This window comes from Aquipseudomonas alcaligenes, assembly GCF_003205495.1.
GTDB lineage: Bacteria > Pseudomonadota > Gammaproteobacteria > Pseudomonadales > Pseudomonadaceae > Aquipseudomonas > Aquipseudomonas alcaligenes_B.
The window spans coordinates 361595-380138 of sequence record NZ_QJRX01000003.1 but is presented as its reverse complement, the minus strand read 5'-3'; the positions used below and the strand labels follow the sequence as shown (position 1 = coordinate 380138).

Annotated in this window: 17 protein-coding genes; 8 read left to right on the top strand and 9 right to left on the bottom strand. The window is 67.4% G+C overall.

The features are described 5' to 3' along the window. Window positions 1–68: 68 nt before the first annotated feature. On the top strand, window positions 69–1511 hold the full coding sequence (locus tag DMO17_RS07170; protein ID WP_110681809.1) for a SulP family inorganic anion transporter: 1443 nt from the start codon (window positions 69–71) through the stop codon (window positions 1509–1511). A 28-nt stretch (window positions 1512–1539) separates the two neighbouring features. Here the strand turns inward: DMO17_RS07170 and DMO17_RS07165 are convergent, their stop codons facing one another. Then, complete coding sequence (locus DMO17_RS07165; RefSeq protein ID WP_110681808.1) at window positions 1540–1959, bottom strand: helix-turn-helix domain-containing protein; 420 nt, start codon at window positions 1957–1959, stop codon at window positions 1540–1542. Window positions 1960–2041: 82 nt separating this feature from the next. Between DMO17_RS07165 and DMO17_RS07160 the strand changes: the two genes are divergently transcribed. The 3 genes from DMO17_RS07160 to DMO17_RS07150 are packed head-to-tail and all read left to right on the top strand — an operon-like array spanning window position 2042 to window position 3372. Beyond that, window positions 2042–2539, top strand: coding sequence for a DUF2938 domain-containing protein (locus DMO17_RS07160; RefSeq protein ID WP_110681807.1), 498 nt, complete (start codon window positions 2042–2044; stop codon window positions 2537–2539). A gap of 21 nt (window positions 2540–2560) precedes the next feature. Continuing rightward, the gene (locus DMO17_RS07155; RefSeq protein WP_110681806.1) at window positions 2561–3145 is read left to right on the top strand and encodes a flavodoxin family protein; all 585 of its coding nucleotides are present in this window, start codon (window positions 2561–2563) and stop codon (window positions 3143–3145) included. Next, window positions 3145–3372 (top strand): DUF2798 domain-containing protein, encoded by a 228-nt coding sequence (locus DMO17_RS07150; protein WP_110681805.1) that lies wholly within the window; start codon window positions 3145–3147, stop codon window positions 3370–3372. Before DMO17_RS07155 ends, DMO17_RS07150 begins: the two co-directional genes overlap by 1 nt. A gap of 33 nt (window positions 3373–3405) precedes the next feature. On the opposite strand, the gene DMO17_RS07145 is transcribed toward DMO17_RS07150, so the two are convergent. Together DMO17_RS07145 and DMO17_RS07140 are read right to left on the bottom strand one after the other, a co-directional pair. Further along, window positions 3406–4149 carry an SDR family NAD(P)-dependent oxidoreductase gene (locus tag DMO17_RS07145; RefSeq protein ID WP_110681804.1) on the bottom strand — a complete coding sequence of 248 codons (744 nt, stop codon included), beginning with the start codon at window positions 4147–4149 and terminating at the stop codon, window positions 3406–3408. 62 nt (window positions 4150–4211) lie between these two features. Further along, the gene (locus tag DMO17_RS07140) at window positions 4212–4514 is read right to left on the bottom strand and encodes a hypothetical protein (protein ID WP_258371495.1); all 303 of its coding nucleotides are present in this window, start codon (window positions 4512–4514) and stop codon (window positions 4212–4214) included. A 350-nt stretch (window positions 4515–4864) separates the two neighbouring features. Here DMO17_RS07140 and DMO17_RS07135 point away from each other — a divergent pair, with 350 nt between their 5' ends. Both DMO17_RS07135 and DMO17_RS07125 read left to right on the top strand, forming a co-directional pair. Continuing rightward, window positions 4865–5827 (top strand): bifunctional GNAT family N-acetyltransferase/nucleoside diphosphate kinase regulator, encoded by a 963-nt coding sequence (locus DMO17_RS07135; protein WP_110681802.1) that lies wholly within the window; start codon window positions 4865–4867, stop codon window positions 5825–5827. An 802-nt stretch (window positions 5828–6629) separates the two neighbouring features. After that, complete coding sequence (locus DMO17_RS07125) at window positions 6630–6845, top strand: VF530 family protein (RefSeq protein WP_110681800.1); 216 nt, start codon at window positions 6630–6632, stop codon at window positions 6843–6845. 3 nt (window positions 6846–6848) lie between these two features. Here the strand turns inward: DMO17_RS07125 and DMO17_RS07120 are convergent, their stop codons facing one another. From DMO17_RS07120 to DMO17_RS07100, 5 genes are all read right to left on the bottom strand, one after another. Further along, entirely contained in the window at window positions 6849–7544 is a 696-nt protein-coding gene (locus DMO17_RS07120) for a substrate-binding periplasmic protein (RefSeq protein ID WP_258371494.1), read from the bottom strand. 173 nt (window positions 7545–7717) lie between these two features. Then, window positions 7718–8245 (bottom strand): DUF3087 family protein, encoded by a 528-nt coding sequence (locus DMO17_RS07115; RefSeq protein WP_110681798.1) that lies wholly within the window; start codon window positions 8243–8245, stop codon window positions 7718–7720. 85 nt (window positions 8246–8330) lie between these two features. Then, entirely contained in the window at window positions 8331–9407 is a 1077-nt protein-coding gene (locus DMO17_RS07110) for a GGDEF domain-containing protein (RefSeq protein ID WP_110681797.1), read from the bottom strand. 90 nt (window positions 9408–9497) lie between these two features. Next, window positions 9498–13532: an ATP-dependent RNA helicase HrpA gene (hrpA, locus tag DMO17_RS07105; protein ID WP_110681796.1), complete on the bottom strand. Its 4035-nt coding sequence runs from the start codon at window positions 13530–13532 to the stop codon at window positions 9498–9500. Window positions 13533–13605: 73 nt separating this feature from the next. After that, window positions 13606–14106: a MarR family winged helix-turn-helix transcriptional regulator gene (locus DMO17_RS07100; RefSeq protein WP_110681795.1), complete on the bottom strand. Its 501-nt coding sequence runs from the start codon at window positions 14104–14106 to the stop codon at window positions 13606–13608. A 74-nt stretch (window positions 14107–14180) separates the two neighbouring features. On the opposite strand from DMO17_RS07100, the gene DMO17_RS07095 reads away from it, so the two are divergent. Further along, window positions 14181–15068 (top strand): DMT family transporter, encoded by an 888-nt coding sequence (locus tag DMO17_RS07095; RefSeq protein WP_110681794.1) that lies wholly within the window; start codon window positions 14181–14183, stop codon window positions 15066–15068. Between the two features lie 127 nt (window positions 15069–15195). Then, window positions 15196–16653 (top strand): methyl-accepting chemotaxis protein, encoded by a 1458-nt coding sequence (locus DMO17_RS20195; protein WP_110681793.1) that lies wholly within the window; start codon window positions 15196–15198, stop codon window positions 16651–16653. 79 nt (window positions 16654–16732) lie between these two features. On the opposite strand, the gene fadD1 is transcribed toward DMO17_RS20195, so the two are convergent. Further along, window positions 16733–18424: a long-chain-fatty-acid--CoA ligase FadD1 gene (fadD1, locus tag DMO17_RS07085; protein WP_110681792.1), complete on the bottom strand. Its 1692-nt coding sequence runs from the start codon at window positions 18422–18424 to the stop codon at window positions 16733–16735. Window positions 18425–18544: the final 120 nt, after the last annotated feature.

The following is an 18544-nucleotide window of genomic DNA, read 5'->3' as shown; positions in this document are numbered from 1 at the left end:
TACCATCCGCCCCCCTTTGCAACTCCGCAGCACCGCACCGGCAGCCGCCGGCTGCTTCAGGAAAGCCCATGAAAATCGCCCGTGTGCGCGCCGACATCCTGGCCGGCCTCACCTCGTCCTTCGCCCTGGTGCCCGAGTGCATCGCCTTCGCCCTGGTAGCCCAGCTCAACCCGCTGATGGGCCTGTACGGCGCCTTCATCATCTGTACCCTCACCGCGCTGTTCGGCGGCCGCCCGGGGATGATCTCCGGCGCCGCCGGCTCGATGGCGGTGGTCATCGTCGCCCTGGTGGTGCAACACGGCGCGCAGTACCTGCTGGCCACCGTGCTGCTCGGCGGCCTGCTGATGATCCTGTTCGGCGTGCTGCGCCTGGGCAAGCTGGTGCGCATGGTGCCGCATCCGGTGATGCTCGGCTTCGTCAACGGCCTGGCCATCGTCATCGCCCTGTCGCAGCTGGAGCACTTCCATGCCGACGGTGGCTGGCTCAAGGGCACGCCGCTGTACTGGATGCTCGGCCTGGTGACCCTGACCATGGCGGTGGTCTACCTGCTGCCGAAACTGACCCGTGCGGTGCCGCCGGCGCTGGTGGCGATACTCGGCGTCGGCCTGCTGGTGTACCTGCTCGACCTGCCCACCCGCACCCTCGGTGACATGGCGCAGATCGCCGGCGGCCTGCCGCAGTTCGCCCTGCCGGACATCCCGTGGAACCTGGAGACCCTGCGCATCATCGCCCCCTATGCGGCGCTGATGGCCTTGGTCGGCCTGCTGGAAACCCTGCTCACGCTGAACCTCACCGACGAGATCACCCAGAGCCGCGGCCACACCAACCGCGAGTGCGTGGCCCTGGGCGCGGCCAATGTGGTGTCCGGCGCCTTCGGCGGCATGGGCGGCTGCGCGATGATCGGGCAGACCGTGATCAACCTCAGCTCCGGTGGCCGCGGCCGCCTGTCCGGCGTGGTCAGCGGGGTGATGATCCTGCTGTTCGTGCTGTTCCTGGCCCCGCTGATCGAGCTGATCCCGCTGGCCGCACTGGTCGGGGTGATGTTCGTAGTGTCGCAGCAGACCTTCGCCTGGGGCTCGCTGCGCGTGCTCGGCAAGGTGCCGCTCAGCGACGCCCTGGTGATCGCCGCCGTGACCGTCATCACCGTCTTTACCGACCTGGCCACCGCCGTGCTCTGCGGCATCGTCATCGCCGCGCTGAACTTCGCCTGGCACCACGCCCGCGAGCTGTACGCCGACAGCGACGTCCAGGCCGACGGCAGCAAGCTGTACCGCGTGCACGGCACGCTGTTCTTCGCCAGCACCACGCCCTTCCTCAACCTGTTCGAGGTGGCCGACGACCCGCAGCAGGTGACCCTCGACTGCCGCCACCTGAGCTTCGTCGACTACTCCGCCATCGCCGCGCTGAAGACCCTGCGCGAGCGCTACGCCCGTGCCGGCAAGCACCTGCGCGTGGTGCACCTGTCCGAGCGCTGCAAGCAGCTGCTCAAGCGCGCCGGCGCCGAGCACTGAGCCCCCCGACCTGGCGCAGCGCTCCGAGTCAACGCCCCTGCTTGCGCCCGGTCTTGCGCGCATGCGCCGCGGCGGCGGCGTCCTTGAGCAGGCGCTGGAAGGTCGGGCACTCGGCATGGCTCGGCGCCGGGCAGGCGGCGGCATGCCGCAGGCCACGGCTCATGGCGCGCAGGCGCTTGATGCTGGCATCGATCTCGGCAGCCTTGGCCAGTAGCGCCTGGCGGTCGATGTTCGGCTCGCCATTGCTGGTCAGCATGCTGCGGATCTCCTCCAGGCTGAACCCGGCGGACTGGCCGAGGGAGATCAGCGCCAGCTGGTCGAGAATCTGCGGGCCGAAGCGGCGCCGCTCGCCCTGGCGGTTGAGCACCTGCACCAGGCCCTTTTCCTCGTAGAAGCGCAGCGTCGACGCGGGCAGCCCGGAGCGTCTGGCGACTTCGGCGATATCCATGCGAACACCTCTTGACCTCAAGTTCACTTGAACTTGTAGCCTCACATCGAAACCCCTGTTGGTCAACCCGAGTGAGGCCGCCATGAACCCGCTACTGCACAACTTCCTGCTCATCAGCGCCATCGGTGCCGGCGCCACCCTGGTGATGGACGCCTGGCTACTGCTCCTGCAGCGCCTGGGCGTACCGACCCTGAGCTTCGCCTTCGTCGGCCGCTGGGTCGGCCACCTGGCGCGCGGCCGGGTACGCCACGCCGCCATCGCCAAGGCCACGCCGGTTCGCGGCGAACTGGCCCTGGGCTGGCTCGTCCACTACGCCACCGGCATCGTCTTCGCCGCCCTGCTGCTGGCCCTCGCCGGAACGGGCTGGGCCGCACGCCCCACGCCGCTGCCGGCGCTGGCGCTGGGCCTGGCCACGGTCGCCATGCCGCTGCTGCTGATCCAGCCGGCCATGGGCGCCGGCATCGCCTCGCGCAACACCCCCACGCCGCTGCGTAACAGCCTGAAAAGCCTGGCCACCCACAGCGTGTTCGGCCTCGGCCTGTACCTCAGCGCCGTCCTGATCGCCGCGCTGCAACCCTGAACCCCGTCAAGGAGCCATCCCATGAAGCAAGTCGCCATCCTCTATCACAGCGCCCACGGGCACACCCAGCACATCGCCGAGCGCATCGGCGAGGGCGTGACCGGCGTCGGCGGCGTCGCCGCCCACCTGCTGCAAGCCCAGGAGCTGGTCGCCCGCCCCGACGAACTACCCGCCTACGACGGCCTGATCCTCGGCTCGCCAACCTACCTCGGCGGCGTCTCGGCACCGCTCAAGGCGCTGATGGACGCCACCGGCGGCCTGTGGCGCCAGCAGCGCCTGCGCGGCCGGCTGGCGGCGGGCTTCACCGTGTCGGCGCTGCCGGCCGGCGACAAGCAGTCCACCCTGCTGTCGATGTTCACCTTCTGCATGCAGCACGGCATGCTCTGGGTCGGCAACCCGATCCTGCCCGAACAGCACCTGGGCGTACCCTACGACGAAGCCGCCAACCGCCTGGGCTCCTGGTCCGGGCTGATGGCACAGGCGGACAAGGCCTCGCCCGGCCACGCCTTCGCCCCCGGTGACATCAAGACCGCGCGCCTGTTCGGCCAGCACTTCGCCCACACCCTGCTGCGCCTGCACGCCGGCGCCACCCTGGAGCACGCCTGATGATCCCGCCCAAGTACGCCCCGCTGCTGTTCGCCCTGATCCTCTCCGGGCTGATGTCGCTGCTGGTCTCGGGCATTGCCACCCTGCGCGCCAGCGGGCTGGTGCCGCAGTTCACCGAGATCTGGCTGGGCGCCTGGCTGACGGCCTGGCTGTTCGCCTTCCCGACCGTGCTGCTGGTGGCGCCGCTGACCCAGCGCCTGGTGCGCCTGCTGCTGCGCCAGGCCTGAAGCCGGCGGCACGCTGCTGCGTGCCGCGGTCTCTCAGCGCAGGGTGTAGCCCTTGTCCACCACCCAGTCCTGGCCGTACACGCCACGGGCACCCTGGGACAGCTGGAACAGCACCACCTCGGCCACCGCCGCGGCGCTGAGGAACTCGCCGTCCACCAGGCGCGCATTGACCTCGCTGGCCACACCGGCCAGCGCCTCGTCCGGCAGGCCCAGGCTGTTCCAGATCGGCGTGGCGGTCGGCCCCGGCGACACCAGGTTCAGGCGCACAGCCTCGCCCGCATGCTCCAGCGCCAGGCTGCGCACCAGCGCCGATAGCGCCGCCTTGCTGGCGATGTAGGCACCCAGGCCGACGAAGCCCAGCTGGCGCAGGAAGGTGCTGATGAACACCACCGACGCCGGCTCGGCCAGCTGCGCCTTCAGCGCATAGAAGGTGTTCACCGCGCCGGCGCCGTTGACCCGCCACTGCGCCTCGAACGCCTGCAGATCGCTGCCCGCCGCCAGCTGGGCGATACCGGCGTTGGGCACCAGGTAATGCACCGTGCCCAGCTCGGCGACGCGCGCCGCCAGGCCCTGCAGCGAGGCCGCGCGGGTCACGTCGCCCTCATGCCAGTACAGCCGCTCGGGATAGCGCTGCAGCAGCGGCGCCAGCCCACCCAGGCGGCGCGACATCGCCAGCACCCGCGCGCCGCGCTCCAGCAGCTGCTCGCACACGGCCAGGCCGATACCGGAACTGGCGCCGGTCACCACCGCCAGGCGTTGCTCGAATTCGTTGTTCATCATTACCTCGAAAGCCGAGAAGAAGGGGCGCGCCCCGGGCCCGGCCCGGAGCGCCGTCAGGATCAGTGGGGATAGAGCCGGCCCTGGCGCAAGTCGACTTGCTGGCCACGCTCGAAGCGCCGGTGCGGCGAGCGCACCCAACGCTCCTCGCCCGCCTCGTCGCGCACGATGTAGGCGGTGCCGCTCTGCCCGCTGGCGCGCTGCACCTGCGCCCCGGACCAGCCCCCCAGCGCCGCCCCCACCACGGCGCCGACCGGCCCGCCGGCGGCGGCACCGACCATCAGCCCGGTCAGGCCACCGAAACCGGTGCCGACCGCGTTTTCTTCCCGCTCCGCCACCACCTCGGCGGCCTGGAGGGTTTGCATGGCCAATAGGCCGGTTGTGAAAGCAAGCAAGGCAAGGTGTTTCATCTGAGTACTCCTGTTTTGGGCATTGCGCCTGGAGTTAATCAGCTTTCGTGCCAGGTATTTTTCTATTTAATTTCAATGACTTGATGAAATAACAAGTCGTCATGACAACGATGATTCGTGATCGATAAGACATTCGGTGAGGTCGGAATGACAGCGATGTAGCAGTGAGGGGCACCGATGTAAACGGGATGCTTGAGCCTCCTGCGAGTTCAGGTTCGGCAGAGCGTTAGCCTCCCCGAACTTCCCAGCCCATTCGGCATTACCCGCGTTATGTCTTAAGATGGCGGGCTGCCGAAAGAACCGTCATGGCCGTAGCCATGAAGGGCTTTCATTCTTTACAGACACCTGTGGTGAAGATGAACAAGCCTTTCATTTCGCTGTGCCCTGAAATTACTCGGGCACACGCGCTGAAGCTGATGGACTGGTTGGAAGATGAGCGCGTCACCTGCTACCTGAGCGATTCGCGTCATACCTCCCGCTTCATCGAGCAAGCCATCGATCGTACTCAGCTACCGATCCTGACTCATCTGTTCAACCGCGGCGGCCGATTCTTCATGGCCTACGACCGGCATGACGCTCCGGTGGGCTTTGTCCGCCTGATCAAGACCGGCGCACAGTGCGAAATCGTCCTTGTAATCGGAGACAGCGACACATGGGGCCGCAACCTTGGCACCAGCACCCTCCGCGAAGGCATGAAACTGGCGTTTCTCGACATGCGGGCCGAAAAGCTAATCGCCAAGATCCACCCGGATAACGTGCGCTCGCTAAAAGCCTTTCTGCGCAGCGGCTTTCTGCTTGAGAGCGAATCGCCTGCATTGAAGTCATTTTCCATGACGGCAGGGCGCTATCTCCAGCTCTTGCGCGAAGGTGGCGCTGGCGACTCCGGCAGGATCTACATCACTGAAGTCGACAAATCCAGGCTCGAGAGCCTTATCGCACTCGAGCAGGGCCCGGCCGTTGTTGAGCTCGAACACGAGCTTGAACGAGCCATTGTCGTCAAGCCGCAGCAGGTGGCGTGCAACGTCGTCACGATGAACTCCAGGGCCTTGCTGCAGCTGGACGAAGAAGAGCTCGAAGTGGCCTTGGTCTACCCGGAGGACGCGGACACCAACGCTGGGAAGCATTCCGTGTGTTCCGACATCGGCGCTGCCATCCTCGGCTATCAGGAAGGGGACACCATCGACTGGCGTATTGCTGATCGGACCTGCCGGATTGCCATCAGGAAAGTGCTTTACCAGCCGGAGGCTGCGGGCCATTTCCACCTCTGATTACGATCTTGGCTCGCGCTCAGAACCAATTGGGGACAGACCACGCTTTATCCGAAGCGCAGGCTCTAGGTCGAAACACTTTCCTCGGCTGGAACGCCAGGTTTCGCCTTGTACGGCGAGTCACTTTCTTGTTGCTTGCCCAACAAGAAAGTAACCAAAGAAGAAGGGCACCCGACATCCGGGTTTGGCGGCTACGCCACCAAACTCCCCTCGCTCCGGTGCCGCTCCGGGGGCCGTCACGAAGGGACGTCCCTGTCCCTTCGTTCCTCGCTCGGCGTCCTGCCTCGCGTCCCCCTGCGCAACACCTCCACTCGGCCTTCTGACGGGGACTTGGGCTCCGAGGTGCTTGGTGGTTTATCTCGGCGCTTCGTGCATTGCGCCGGGATGGTTCCCACGTGGAGCGTGGGAACCATCCGGAGAAGAATGCATAACTTTCAGGCAACTCCAAACGCCCCCTTCAGGAGGCCGAACGGAATCGTTGTGTAAGGGGTTGAGCGGCATGGATGCCGCGAGAGCGCCGATGGGCCAAGGATGGCCCTTCGGCGCGTGCCCCTGGAACAACGATGGAGTGAGGGGAGTCGAGCGCAGCGAGACCCGGATGTCGGGGGCAAGCGTTTTTGGTTACTTTTTCCGCGACTGGAAAAAGTGACCCGCCCAGCAGGGCGGAACCAGTGCAGTAAGCAAGTAGATAAATAGTATCGGCACAAACTAGAGCCCCTCTCCCCCTCCCCTCTCCCGTAAACGGGAGAGGGGCGTTACAGTGCCCCGCTCCAACTCCCCGCCAGCCCTGAGCAAGAACCCGATGAGCAACGACCCCCTCCACGGCCTGCCCCTAAAGGCCATCCTCCAGGCCCTGGTCGACAAGCACGGCTGGGAGCGCCTCGGCCAGCTCATCGCCATCCGCTGCTTCACCCACGAACCCAGCCTCGAATCCAGCCTCAAGTTCCTGCGCAAGACACCCTGGGCGCGGGAGAAGGTGGAGGCGCTCTATATCCGCGACATCGCCCGCAGCCGCTAGCCCTCAGGGCTGCAGGTAGCGCTGGCGAATCTGCGCATAACGGCCCTCGGCGATCTGCCGGCGCAGCGCCTCGGCATAGCGCTGGACGAACTCGGACGCGACGCTCTTTTTGCTGAAGGCGGTTTCCGCGCCCTCGCTGGACACCACCACCGGCGTCGCCAGGATCAGCTCGCTCAGGCCCAGGTCGGCTAGCTCCTGTTGGCCGGAATGTTCGTCGGCGATCACACCGTCGATGCGCCCCTTGGCGACCATGCGCCAGAGGTTGAGACGGGTGGCGCTGAACTCCATGCGCTCGTGGAAGGCCGGGGTCTGGATCAACTTCTGGTAGCCGGGGCCATAGGACACGTCGATCTGCGCGCCGAGGCGAAACGGCGTATCGCGCAGCTGCAGCAGCTCGCTCACCGGCCAGCGAGCGGCAGCCTCGCGGTGCATGAACAGGATGTTGCGCGAGGGTTCCTCGATCACGCCGGAGAAGTGTGCGTAGACCTCGCGCTCGGGCTTGCGGAAGGCGCCGGTGAGCACGTCGAGGCGCCCCTGCTCCAGATCGCGCAGGGCCCTGGCCCAGGGCAGGCGCACCAGGCGCACCTCGCACCCCAGGCCTTGTAGCACCTCGCGGGCGCTGTCGATGGAGATGCCGGCAATGGAGCCATCGGCCAGCTGCATGCTGAAGGGCGGGTCGTTGTCCCAGCGCAGCGACATTTCGCAACCGGCCCTGGCCAGGCCCGGCACGAGGAGTAGCAGCCCCAGCAGGAGGCAGCGGCAGTGCGGCGTGGGGAGGCTGGGCAGAGGCATCGGGGCGCTCGCGGGACTGCTCGGGGCCGGGAGCCTCCGACTCTAAGAGAAAGTCGACGCCTCGGTAAAGCGCGCCGTGTTCAGGGCTTGAAGCCCTTGACCGCCTCCAGCCAGGCCGGATCGAGGCGCTTCTGCTCGATATCCAGCCCGCGCTGTGCCATGGCCTCGCGGTGGGCATCGATCTCCCACACCATCTGGCCGAGGTCGCTGCTGTTGCCGTCCAGCTGGTGCATCTGGGTCACGCCCAGGTGGTAGAAGCGCAGCAGCTTCATGGCGCTCTCGTCACCCGCCGCCACGCCGGCCTTGACGTGGTGCATGACGTTGGTGACGCGCATCAGGCTGCGTTTGAGCTGCCAGCCGTACACCGCCGCCGCCATGAACGGCCGCTGCCACAGTTGCTGGCGCACCAGGGCGATGGTCAGGGCCAGGCCGAGCAGCACGCCGAGCAGGTTCCACTTGAAGTTGTCGCCACCGGGCGTGCCCAGCAGCTGGGTGCTGGCGGTGGCGCAGAGCATGCCCAGCGCCAGGAAGATGGCCGCCAGCGCCAGGGTGCTGCGGCGGGTCTGCTGGCGGTAGTGCTCGGGGTTCATGGGCTGGATTTCGAACATGGCGGGTCCGCGGGAATGCCTTGGGGGGGGCCAAAAATGCCCGATCACCTTCGCGCCGTCGAGCCCTGCGCAGTGACAAGAGGCTTCAGAGCACTTCGATGCGGTCGCGGCCGTTGGCCTTGGCCCGGTACAGCGCGCGGTCGGCGCGCTCCAGCATGCTCTGCGGGTTCTCGTCGCCACGGAAATGGGTGATGCCGAAGCTGGCGGTCTTGCGCAGTACGGTGTCGAAGTCGAACTGGTGGATGCGCTCCTGCAGGGTACGCGCGACGGCCTGGGCCTGCTCGGCGTCGATCTCCGGCAGGATGACGAGAAACTCCTCGCCACCCAGGCGACCGACCTTGTCGATGCTCCTGACGTTGTTGCGCAGCAGCGTGGCGAACTGGCGCAGCACGCTGTCACCCACCGTATGGCCATGGTGATCGTTGACGTGCTTGAAGTGGTCGATGTCCAGCAGGATCACCGAGAACGGCGTGCCATAGCGCCGGGCACGGGCGATCTCGTCGGCGAAGAACTGGTCGATGCGGGCGCGGTTCCACAGCCCTGTGAGGCCGTCGAGGCTGGCGCTGAGGGTCAGCTGGCCCTGGTGCAGGAACATGGTCTTGTGCGCCTTCTCGAGGATGAAGGCGCAGAGCAGACCGAAGGACAGCGAGGCGAGCACCCAGATCAGGTGCAGGCGTTGCGGCCCGGGTTGCAGCGCCCCGTCGAGGGTGACGATGGCCACCACCAGGGTGGAGGCCCCAGCGCTCAGCGTGGCCTGGCGCAGGTTCAACCCGGAGACGGTGAAGGTCCACATCAGGGCGAGGTAGATCTCCGGGGCGAAGTAGGCAAAGTCGGCCCCGCCGTGGTTGAACGCCAGGTTGGCGCTCACCGCGCCCACCGGCGCAACGCAGAGGGTGACAAGCATGCCCCGGTGCCAGGCCTCGCGGTAACTCATCAGGCCCACAGCGAGCAGTGCCAGGGGCACCAGCAGGCCGTGCACCAGCAGACGCGAGCCGAGGTGGTCGCGCGCCACATTCTGCTCGATGGCGGCGTAGACCAGGTACAGCGCCATGGTCAGGAAGGCGACGTAGCGGATCTGCAGCAGCTTGGCCTGGCGGTACCAGCAGGCGAAATCCTCGCACGTCGCATGCGGCAAGCCGTGCAACGGATTCAGCGACCGCATCAGCCTGTCGATCCACCCCACCGGCGGCTCCTCCTCATGGGCTGCTCGCTATGTCGGCACAAGCATCGCCGACATGAGCGCAGAATGCCATCAGGCCTCAACCTGGCTCCACTGCTTGCTCAGGCGCTTGTCCGACACCGCCATCCTGGTACCCAGCTGCTGGGCGAACAGCGACACGCGGTACTCCTCCAGCATCCAGCGATACAGCACCAGCTCGGGATCGCGCTTGCCCTCCTGGGCGTGCTTGGCAGCGCGCGCCTGGTACTGCTCCCAGGCGGCGCTCAGCTCGCCGGTCCACACCCGGTCGCGCTGCAGCTGCCCGCCGATTTTGTCAAAGCGCTGTTCGATGGCCTTGAGATAACGCGGGATTTCCTTCAGCCACTCGCCGGGCGTCTCGCGCACGAAGCCGGGGTAGACCAGGTTGGCCAGCTGCTGCTTGATGTCGTTGAGCGCCATGGCCTGGGCCAGGTCGATCTTGCCCTTGAAGCGCTTGTGCAGGCCGTGGGTGAGCTTGAGGATCTCCAGCACTAGGCGGGCGATACGCTCGGCGTGGCCGGTCCAGTCGCCGCGCTTGCGCTCGGCCAGCTGCGCCAGGGCGGCGCCATCGCGCGGCAGCGTCGCTTCGCCGTCGAGGATGCAGGCGTCCAGGCTGGCCAGCAGGATGTCCTCGACCAGCGCCTCGGGGCGGCCCATCTCGCGGTACAGCAGGCCCAGCTCGGTGAGGCCCGGCAGCTTGCCGCGCAGGTACTTGGCCGGTTCGGCCAGCTGTTGCAGCAGCAGCCTCTGCAGGGCGCGGCGGTGCTGGAAGTCGGCCTCGGCCTGGGTCGGGAAGCGCCCTTCCTTGACCACCCCACCCTCTTCCACCAGGGCAGGGAACACGGTCATGGATAGGCCGGCGATCTTCTGCTGGGTCTTCTCGGCGACCTGGGCGAAGGCCTTGGCCTCCACCGGCTTCTGTTCCTGCTTCTGCTGCGGGATGGCCAGGGCGGCCTGGCTGGCTTCGGCGAAGCGCGCGCACAGCTCGGCCAGGTCGCGGCCTTCACCGAGGAACTTGCCGCGCGCATCGACCACCTCGATGTTCATCTTCAGGTGGTTTTCCAGCTGAGCAGCCGCCTCGATCCAGGCCTCTTCCGGCACGCGGGCACCGGTCATGCGGGTCAGCTCGCGACCGAGCGACTCGGGCAGCGAGCCCTGGCCGAAGGCGATCTTCGACAGGGCCGCGCCGACGAAGTCCGGCACCGGCACGAAGTTCTTGCGGATGGCCTTGGGCAGGCCGCGCACCAGGGCGATGGCCTTGGCCTCGATCAGCCCCGGCACCAGCCATTCCAGGCGGTCCGCCGGCAGCTGCGGCAGCAGCGGCGCCGGCACGCGCAGGGTCACGCCGTCGCGCGGGTGGTTGGGCTCGAAGTGGTAGGTCAGCGGCAGTTGCAGCTCGCCGAGCTGGAGAATGTCCGGGTACTGCGCGGCGGTCACTTCCTTGGCATCGCGCGCCAGCACGTCTTCCTCGCGCATGATCAAGAGCTGCGGATTCTTCGCCCCTTCGCTCTTGTACCAGTGCTCGAAGGTCGCGGCCTGGTGGATCTCCGCCGGGATGCGCGCCTCGTAGTAGGCGTAGAGGGTTTCCTCGTCGGCGAGGATATCGCGGCGCCGGGCCTTGGCCTCCAGTTCGTCGAGGCGTTCGAGCAGCTCGCGGTTGGCCGCCAGGCAACGGGCGCGGCTGTTGATCTCGCCGCGCACCAGACCCTCGCGGATAAACAGCTCGCGGGACGCAACCGGATCGACCGGACCGAAATGCACCGGGCGGCGACCGACCACGATCAGGCCGTAGAGGGTGACCTGCTCGAAGGCCACCACCTGGCCACGGCGCTTCTCCCAGTGCGGCTCGAAGTGGTTCTTCTTGATCAGGTGGGCGGCCAGCGGCTCGATCCAGTCCGGCTCGATCTTGGCGACCATGCGGGCGAACAGCTTGGTGGTTTCCACCAGCTCGGCGGTCATCACCCAGGCCGGCTTCTTGCGGCCGATCACCGACGATGGATGAATCCAGAAGCGCCGCTGGCGCGCGCCGAGGTAGTCGCCCTCCTCGCTCTTCTGGCCGATCTGGCTGAGCAAGCCAGACAGAATCGCCTTGTGCACGGCGGCGTAGCTCTTGGCGCGCTGCGCCGCCTCGCCGGCCTCGGCCTGCTCGCGGACGATGACATTGACCTTGGTATCGGTGGTGGGCTTGGCCTTCTGCTCGCCCTGGACCGGACGCTCGCGACGGCCTTCCGCCTTGCTCGCCGACAGCTGCAGCTCGCGGGCGATCAGCACCAGCTGGCGATGGGCGTCGCGCCATTCGCGCAGACGCAGGTAATTCAGGAAGTTCTTCTTGCACCAGTTGCGCAAGGGGTTTGCGCCCAGCTCCTGGCGCTTCTCCTCGAAGCCGCGCCACAGGTTGATCAGCGCGGCGAAGTCGGAATCCACGTCCTTCCACTGCGCATGGGCCTGGTCAGCCGCCTGCTGGCGGTCCAGCGGCCGCTCGCGCGGGTCCTGCACCGACAGCGCCGAAGCGACGATCAGGATCTCGTCCAGGCTGCCGAGCTTGGCCGCCTCCAGCACCATGCGCCCCAGGCGCGGGTCGATGGGCAGGCGCGCCAGTTGGCGCCCCAACGGAGTGAGCTGGCCCTCGCGATTCACCGCCGACAGCTCCTGCAACAGGGTGAAGCCATCGCTGATGGCCTTGCCATCCGGCGGCTCGATAAAGGGGAAATCCTCGATGCTGCCCAGGCGCAGGTGCAGCATCTGCAGGATCACCGCCGCCAGGTTGGTACGCAGGATTTCCGGATCGGTGAATTCGGGGCGGGCGAGGAAGTCCTCCTCGCTGTACAGGCGGATGCAGATGCCCGGCTCGACCCGGCCGCAACGGCCCTTGCGCTGGTTGGCGCTGGCCTGGGAAATGGCCTCGATGGGCAGGCGCTGCACCTTGGCGCGGTAGCTGTAGCGGCTGATACGCGCGGTGCCGGAGTCGATCACATAGCGAATGCCCGGCACGGTCAGCGAAGTCTCGGCGACGTTGGTGGCCAGCACTATCTTGCGTGCGCCCATCGGCGCGAAGATCTTCTGCTGCTCGGCCGGGGTCAGCCGTGCATAAAGCGGCAGCACCTCGGTCAGGCGCAGGTTGGCCTTGCGCAGCACCTCCGCGGCCTCACGAATCTCGCGCTCGCCGGGGAGGAACACCAGCACATCGCCGGGGCGCTTGCCCTCGGCCTTCTCAAAGGCTGCGATCTCGTCCAGCGCGGCGAGGATGCCCTGGTCGACGGTCAGGTCGTCGAGCAGGCTCTCGCCCTCCTCGTCCACCTCGGCGGCCAGCGGGCGGTACCAGGTGTCCACCGGGTAGGTGCGGCCGGAAACCTCGATGATCGGGGCATCCGGAAGGCCGGCCCCGCCGAAGTGCTTGCTGAAGCGCTCCAGGTCGATGGTCGCCGAGGTGATGATCAGCTTGAGGTCGGGGCGGCGCGGCAGCAGGGTTTTGAGATAGCCCAAGAGGAAGTCGATATTGAGGCTTCGTTCATGCGCCTCGTCGACGATGATGGTGTCGTACTTTTCCAGGAAGCGGTCGTGCTGGGTCTCGGCCAGCAGGATGCCGTCGGTCATCAGCTTGATCAGGCTGGCATCGCCGGAATGGTCCTCGAAGCGCACCTGGTAGCCGACCAGCTCGCCCAGCGGGGTGCCGATCTCCTCGGCCACGCGGGTCGCCACGCTGCGCGCGGCCAGGCGGCGCGGCTGGGTGTGGCCGATCAGGCCGTGCACGCCACGGCCCAGCTCCAGGCAGATCTTCGGCAGCTGGGTGGTCTTGCCCGAGCCGGTCTCGCCGGCGATCACCAGCACCTGGTGCTCCTGCAACGCCTTCTTGATCTCGTCGCGCTTGGCGGCGATCGGCAGGGCGTCGTCGTAGCGGATGCTCGGGATGCTGCGTTGGCGCGCCTCGACCTTGGCCACTGAGGCCTGGAAGCGCTCCAGCCACTGCGCCAGCTTGGCCTCGTCCGGCGGCGTCTGCTTCTGCAGTTCGTGCAGCTGGCGGCGCAGGCGGTGGCGGTCGGCCTGCATGGCCTGGTCGAGGTTCTTCTGCAAGGTGTGGAAGTCGGTCATTGCAACGCGGCGGTCTGGCGAGGGCGGGCGGCGATTGTCGCAGATTGCGCGGCCCGGCGTGAAACCACGCGGCTCAGCGCCCGGCCGGCGGCAGGCCGGCCAGCAGCTTGCCGAGCAGGTCGAACAGCTGAGTCTGTTCGGCTTCGTCCAGCCCCACCAGCAGGCGGCGCATGTTGGCCACGTGCGCGACCATGATGCCGTCGATCAGGGCGAATCCGGCGGCGGTCAGCGCCACCAGCACCCCGCGGCGGTCACTCGGGTGCTTGCGCCGCTCGATCAGCCCGGCCTTTTCCAGGCGGTCGATGCGACTGGTCATGCCGCCGGAGGAGATCATCGCCGCCTCGTACAGCGCGGTGGGCATCAGCGCATAGGGCTCGCCGGCGCGGCGCAGGGTGGCCAGCAGGTCGAACTCGCCCGGCTGCAGGCCATGGGCAGTGAAGAACGGCAGCAGGTAGTCGCGGCTGATCACCTGGCTCAGCTCACCGAGGCGCCCCAGCAGGGCCATGGGAAAGGGGTCGAGGTCGGGACGCTGCTGGCACCACTGGTCGGCGGCGGTTTGCGCACGGTCGTGCATGGACTGCTTCATTTATCTTGCCATCAAGATACTTATCATCAAGAATGCAGCCATCCTAACCCGAGGAGACCGCCATGTCGCGCCCCTGGCTTTCCCTGTTCCTGCTGCTGGCCGTGGGCGGCCTGCTCGGCCTGATCGGCAACGTCGCCAAACTCGCCGCCGCCAGCGGCTGGCCACCGGTGGCCCTGCTGCTGTGGAGCCTGCTCGGCGCCGGTGGCCTGCTCTGCCTGCTGGCGCTGGCCCGCGGTGAGGCGCCCAGCCTGCGGGGGCCCTACCTGCGCTACTACCTGGTTTCCGGGCTGGTCAGCATCAGCCTGCCCAACGCCCTGCTGTTCAGCGCCATCCCCCACGTCGGCGCCGGTTTCGCCTCGCTGTGCCTGGCCTTCCCGCCGCTGCTGACCTACGCGCTGGCCCTGGCGCTGCGCATGGAGGGCCTGCAGCGCCTGCGCCTGCTCGGCATCCTGATTGGCCTGGCGGGCAGCCTGATCCTCGCCCTGGGCAAGCTCGGCAGCGGCGACAGCCCGCTGCTCTGGGTACTGGCGACGCTGGTCATGCCGGTGTTCCTGGCCATCGGCAACGTCTACCGCTCGCGCCACTGGCCGGAAGGCGCACGCCCGCTGCAACTGGCCCCTGGCATGCTGCTGGCCGGTGCCCTGCTGCTGCTGCCGCTGGGACTGTTCGGCGTGGAGCTGCGCCCGGCCTGGGGGCAGGCCGCCGCGGCCTGGTGGCTGGTCGCCGAGGTGGCGCTGTTCGCCGGCATGTACGCGCTCTACTTCGTGCTGCAGAAGGTGGCCGGCGCGGTGTACCTGAGCCAGATCGGCTCGGTCACGGCGATTACCGGCGCGGCGGTGGCGATCTTCCTGCTCGGCGAGCAAGGCTCGGCCTCCATGCTGCTGGCCGCCCTGTGCACCACGGTCGGCGTGGCCCTGGTGGCGCTGCGCCCGGCGCGGGCGGCGGGCTAAAGATCATCCGATCCGGACCGTTACAGGGAGTAGCGGCGGCTCTCTTGACCCGGATCAAGCCGGGGCGAACTGTCGCAGGCATGATAGCGGCCTTGTGCCATCCCATCAGACGCTGAAGAAGTTCGCCATGGATGCATGGATTCGTAATCTCTCTCTGAAATACAAGTTCTGGGCCGTCAACCTGGTGGCCTTCGCCACCACCCTGCTGCTGGTGCTGTTCGCCATGCAGCAGGAGCAGCACGGCCGCGCCGAGACCGCGCGCCAGGCCGGCCAGGCCCTGGCCGTGCAACTGGCGGCCCTGGCGGAGCTGCCGGCGACCAGCCAGGCCCAGCGTTTCGCCGCCTCGGCGCAGCCGCCGCTGGGCCTGCCGCGCACTGCTCGCGGCTGGGTGGAGCTGGAGCATGACGGCCTGTGGGGCGACTCGCCGCTGATCGGCGCCTGGGTGCTGGACAGCGCCGACGGACAGCGCCTGGCCCTGCCGGTGCACGCGCCGAGCCTGTGGCAGGTGTTCGGCGAGCGCGCCGGCGCCTACGCCATCGCCGTGGCCGTGCTGATGCTGCTGTTGCTGGGCGCCTCGCAGCTGCTGATCCGCTTCATCCTCGGCCATCTCAACCAGCTCAAGGACGTGATGCTGCACGTGGAGCGCAGCGGCGACCTGGCCGCCCGCGCCGAACTCGACAGCGGCGACGAAGTGGGCCAGATGGCCAGTGCCTTCAACGCCATGCAGGCCGGCTACCAGCGCGTGGTCGGCACCGTGGCCCAGGCCGCCGCCAGCCTTGACGAAGGCGCCAGGCGCCTGGCCGCGAGCATGGAACAGGTGCGCAGCGGCATGCTCGGCCAGCAGGCCGAGACCGACCTGGCCGCCACCGCAATCAACGAGATGTCCGCCACCGTGCACGAGATCGCCCGCCATGCCGGTGACACCCGCGACCAATCGGCCGAGGCCGACCGCCTCAGCGGCGTCGGCCAGCAGGTGGTGGCGCGCGCCGGCTCGGCCATCGCCAATCTGTCGCAGGGCGTGCAGCAGACCGCCGAGATGATCCAGAAGCTGGCCGAGGACAGCCGCACCATCGGTGGCATGGTCGAGACCATCCACGGCATCGCCGAGCAGACCAACCTGCTGGCGCTCAACGCCGCCATCGAGGCCGCCCGGGCCGGCGAGATGGGCCGCGGCTTCGCCGTGGTGGCCGACGAGGTGCGCAACCTGGCCAAGCGGGTGCAGGACTCCACCGACGAGATCACCCGCATGATCGGCAACCTGCAGGCGGCCAGCCGCGACGCCGTGGAGTTCATGCGCGAGAGCTCGATCAAGGCCGACCACTGCGTACAGGAGGCCGAGGCGGCCGGCGGCGCGCTCGGCGACATCGCCCGTGCGGTGGCGCAGATGCGCGACAGCAACGTGCAGATCGCCGTGGCTGCCGAGCAGCAGAGCCAGGTGGCCGAGGAGATGACCCGCTCGGTGGTGGGCATCCGCGACGTCACCGAGCAGACGGTGCAGCAGACCCTGGCCTCGGCCAGCACCAGCGCCGAGCTGGTCGGCCTGGCCGACGAGCTGGGCAAGGCGATCCGCAAGCTCAAGCTGTAGCCCCTCGCCCCTCTGCGAGAGCGGCGTGACAGAAACGAAAAAGCCCCGCCGAGGCGGGGCTTTCTCATGGCCGCGAAGATCAGGCCGTGGCGGCCAGCTTCTTCAGTTCCTGGTCGCGCAGCTCGCGGCGCAGGATCTTGCCGACGTTGGTGGTCGGCAGGCTGTCACGGAACTCGACCGAGCGCGGCACCTTGTAGCCGGTGAGGTTGGCGCGCATGTGCTCCATCACCTGCTCCTTGCTCAGGCTCTCGCCCGGGCGCACCACCACGAAGACCTTGATCGCCTCGCCCGACTTCTCGTCCGGCACGCCGATGGCCGCGCACTGCAGCACGCCCGGCAGGGTGGCGAGCACGTCTTCCAGCTCGTTGGGGTACACGTTGAAGCCGGACACCAGGATCATGTCCTTCTTGCGATCGACGATGCGCATGTAGCCGTCGTCCTGGATCACCGCGATGTCGCCGGTCTTCAGCCAGCCATCGGCCGAGAGCATCTCGTCGGTGGCTTCCTGGCGCTGCCAGTAGCCCTTCATCACCTGCGGGCCCTTGACGCACAGCTCGCCACGCTCGCCCAGCGGCAGGTCGTTGCCGTCGTCGTCGATGACCTTGCACTGGGTCGAGGGCACCGGGATGCCGATGGTGCCGATCTGGATGTTCTGGTAGGGGTTCACCGACACCACCGGGCTGGTCTCGGTCATGCCATAACCTTCGCAGATGGCGCAGCCGGTGACTTCCCTCCAGCGCTCGGCGGTGGCCAGTTGCAGGGCCATGCCGCCGGACAGGGTCAGCTTCAGGCTGGACAGGTCCAGGCGACGGAAGTCCTCGTTGTTGCACAGGGCGACGAACAGGGTGTTGAGGCCGACGAAGGTGCTGAACTTCCACTTCGACAGTTCCTTCACCGTGCCCGACAGGTCGCGCGGGTTGGTGATGAGGATGTTGTGGTTGCCGGTCAGCATCATCGCCATGCAATGGAAGGTGAAGGCATAGATGTGGTACAGCGGCAGCGGGCAGATGACGATCTCGCAGCCCTCGCCGAGGTTGGAGCCCATCAGCGCCTTGGACTGCAGCATGTTGGCCACCAGGTTGCGGTGGGTCAGCATGGCGCCCTTGGCCACGCCGGTGGTGCCACCGGTGTACTGCAGCACGGCGATGTCGGTGTTGCTCGGGCTGGCCTCGGTGACCGCCTTGCCACGGCCGAGGGCCAGGGCCTGGTTGAGCTTGACGGCCTGCGGCAGGTTGAAGGCCGGAACCATCTTCTTCACGTGCTTGACCACGGTGTTGACCAGCAGGCGCTTGAGCGGCGGCAGCAGGTCGCCCACCTCGGTGACGATGACGTGCTTGATGCCGGTCTTGGGCAGCACTTCTTCGGCCAGGTGAGCCATGTTGGCCAGGCAGACGAGGGCCTTGGCGCCGGAGTCGTTGAACTGGTGTTCCATCTCCCGCGCGGTGTACAGCGGGTTGGTGTTGACCACGATCATGCCGGCGCGCATGGCGCCGAATACCACCACGGGGTATTGCAGGACGTTGGGCAGCTGCACGGCGATACGGTCGCCGGGCTTGAGATCGGTGTGGTTCTGCAGATAGGCGGCGAAGGTGCCGGAGAGTTGGTACAGCTCGCCGTAGGTCAGGGTCTTGCCCATGTTGCTGAAAGCAGGCTTATCGGCAAAGCGTTGGCAGGACTCTTTCAGTACGGCCTGGATGTTGGGGTACTGGTCGGCATCGATTTCGGCAGCGATTCCGACAGGGTATTTGTCCTTCCAGAAGTTATCGGTCATGGAAGCCTACTCCTGAGCAACAGCTTGTCTACACCGCGCGCAATGGCGGTTGTTTGTTGTGATGATTGACCTTGACGCGAGATGGGGACTGGCGCAAAGCGTGCCGAGAGTAGCAGCTTT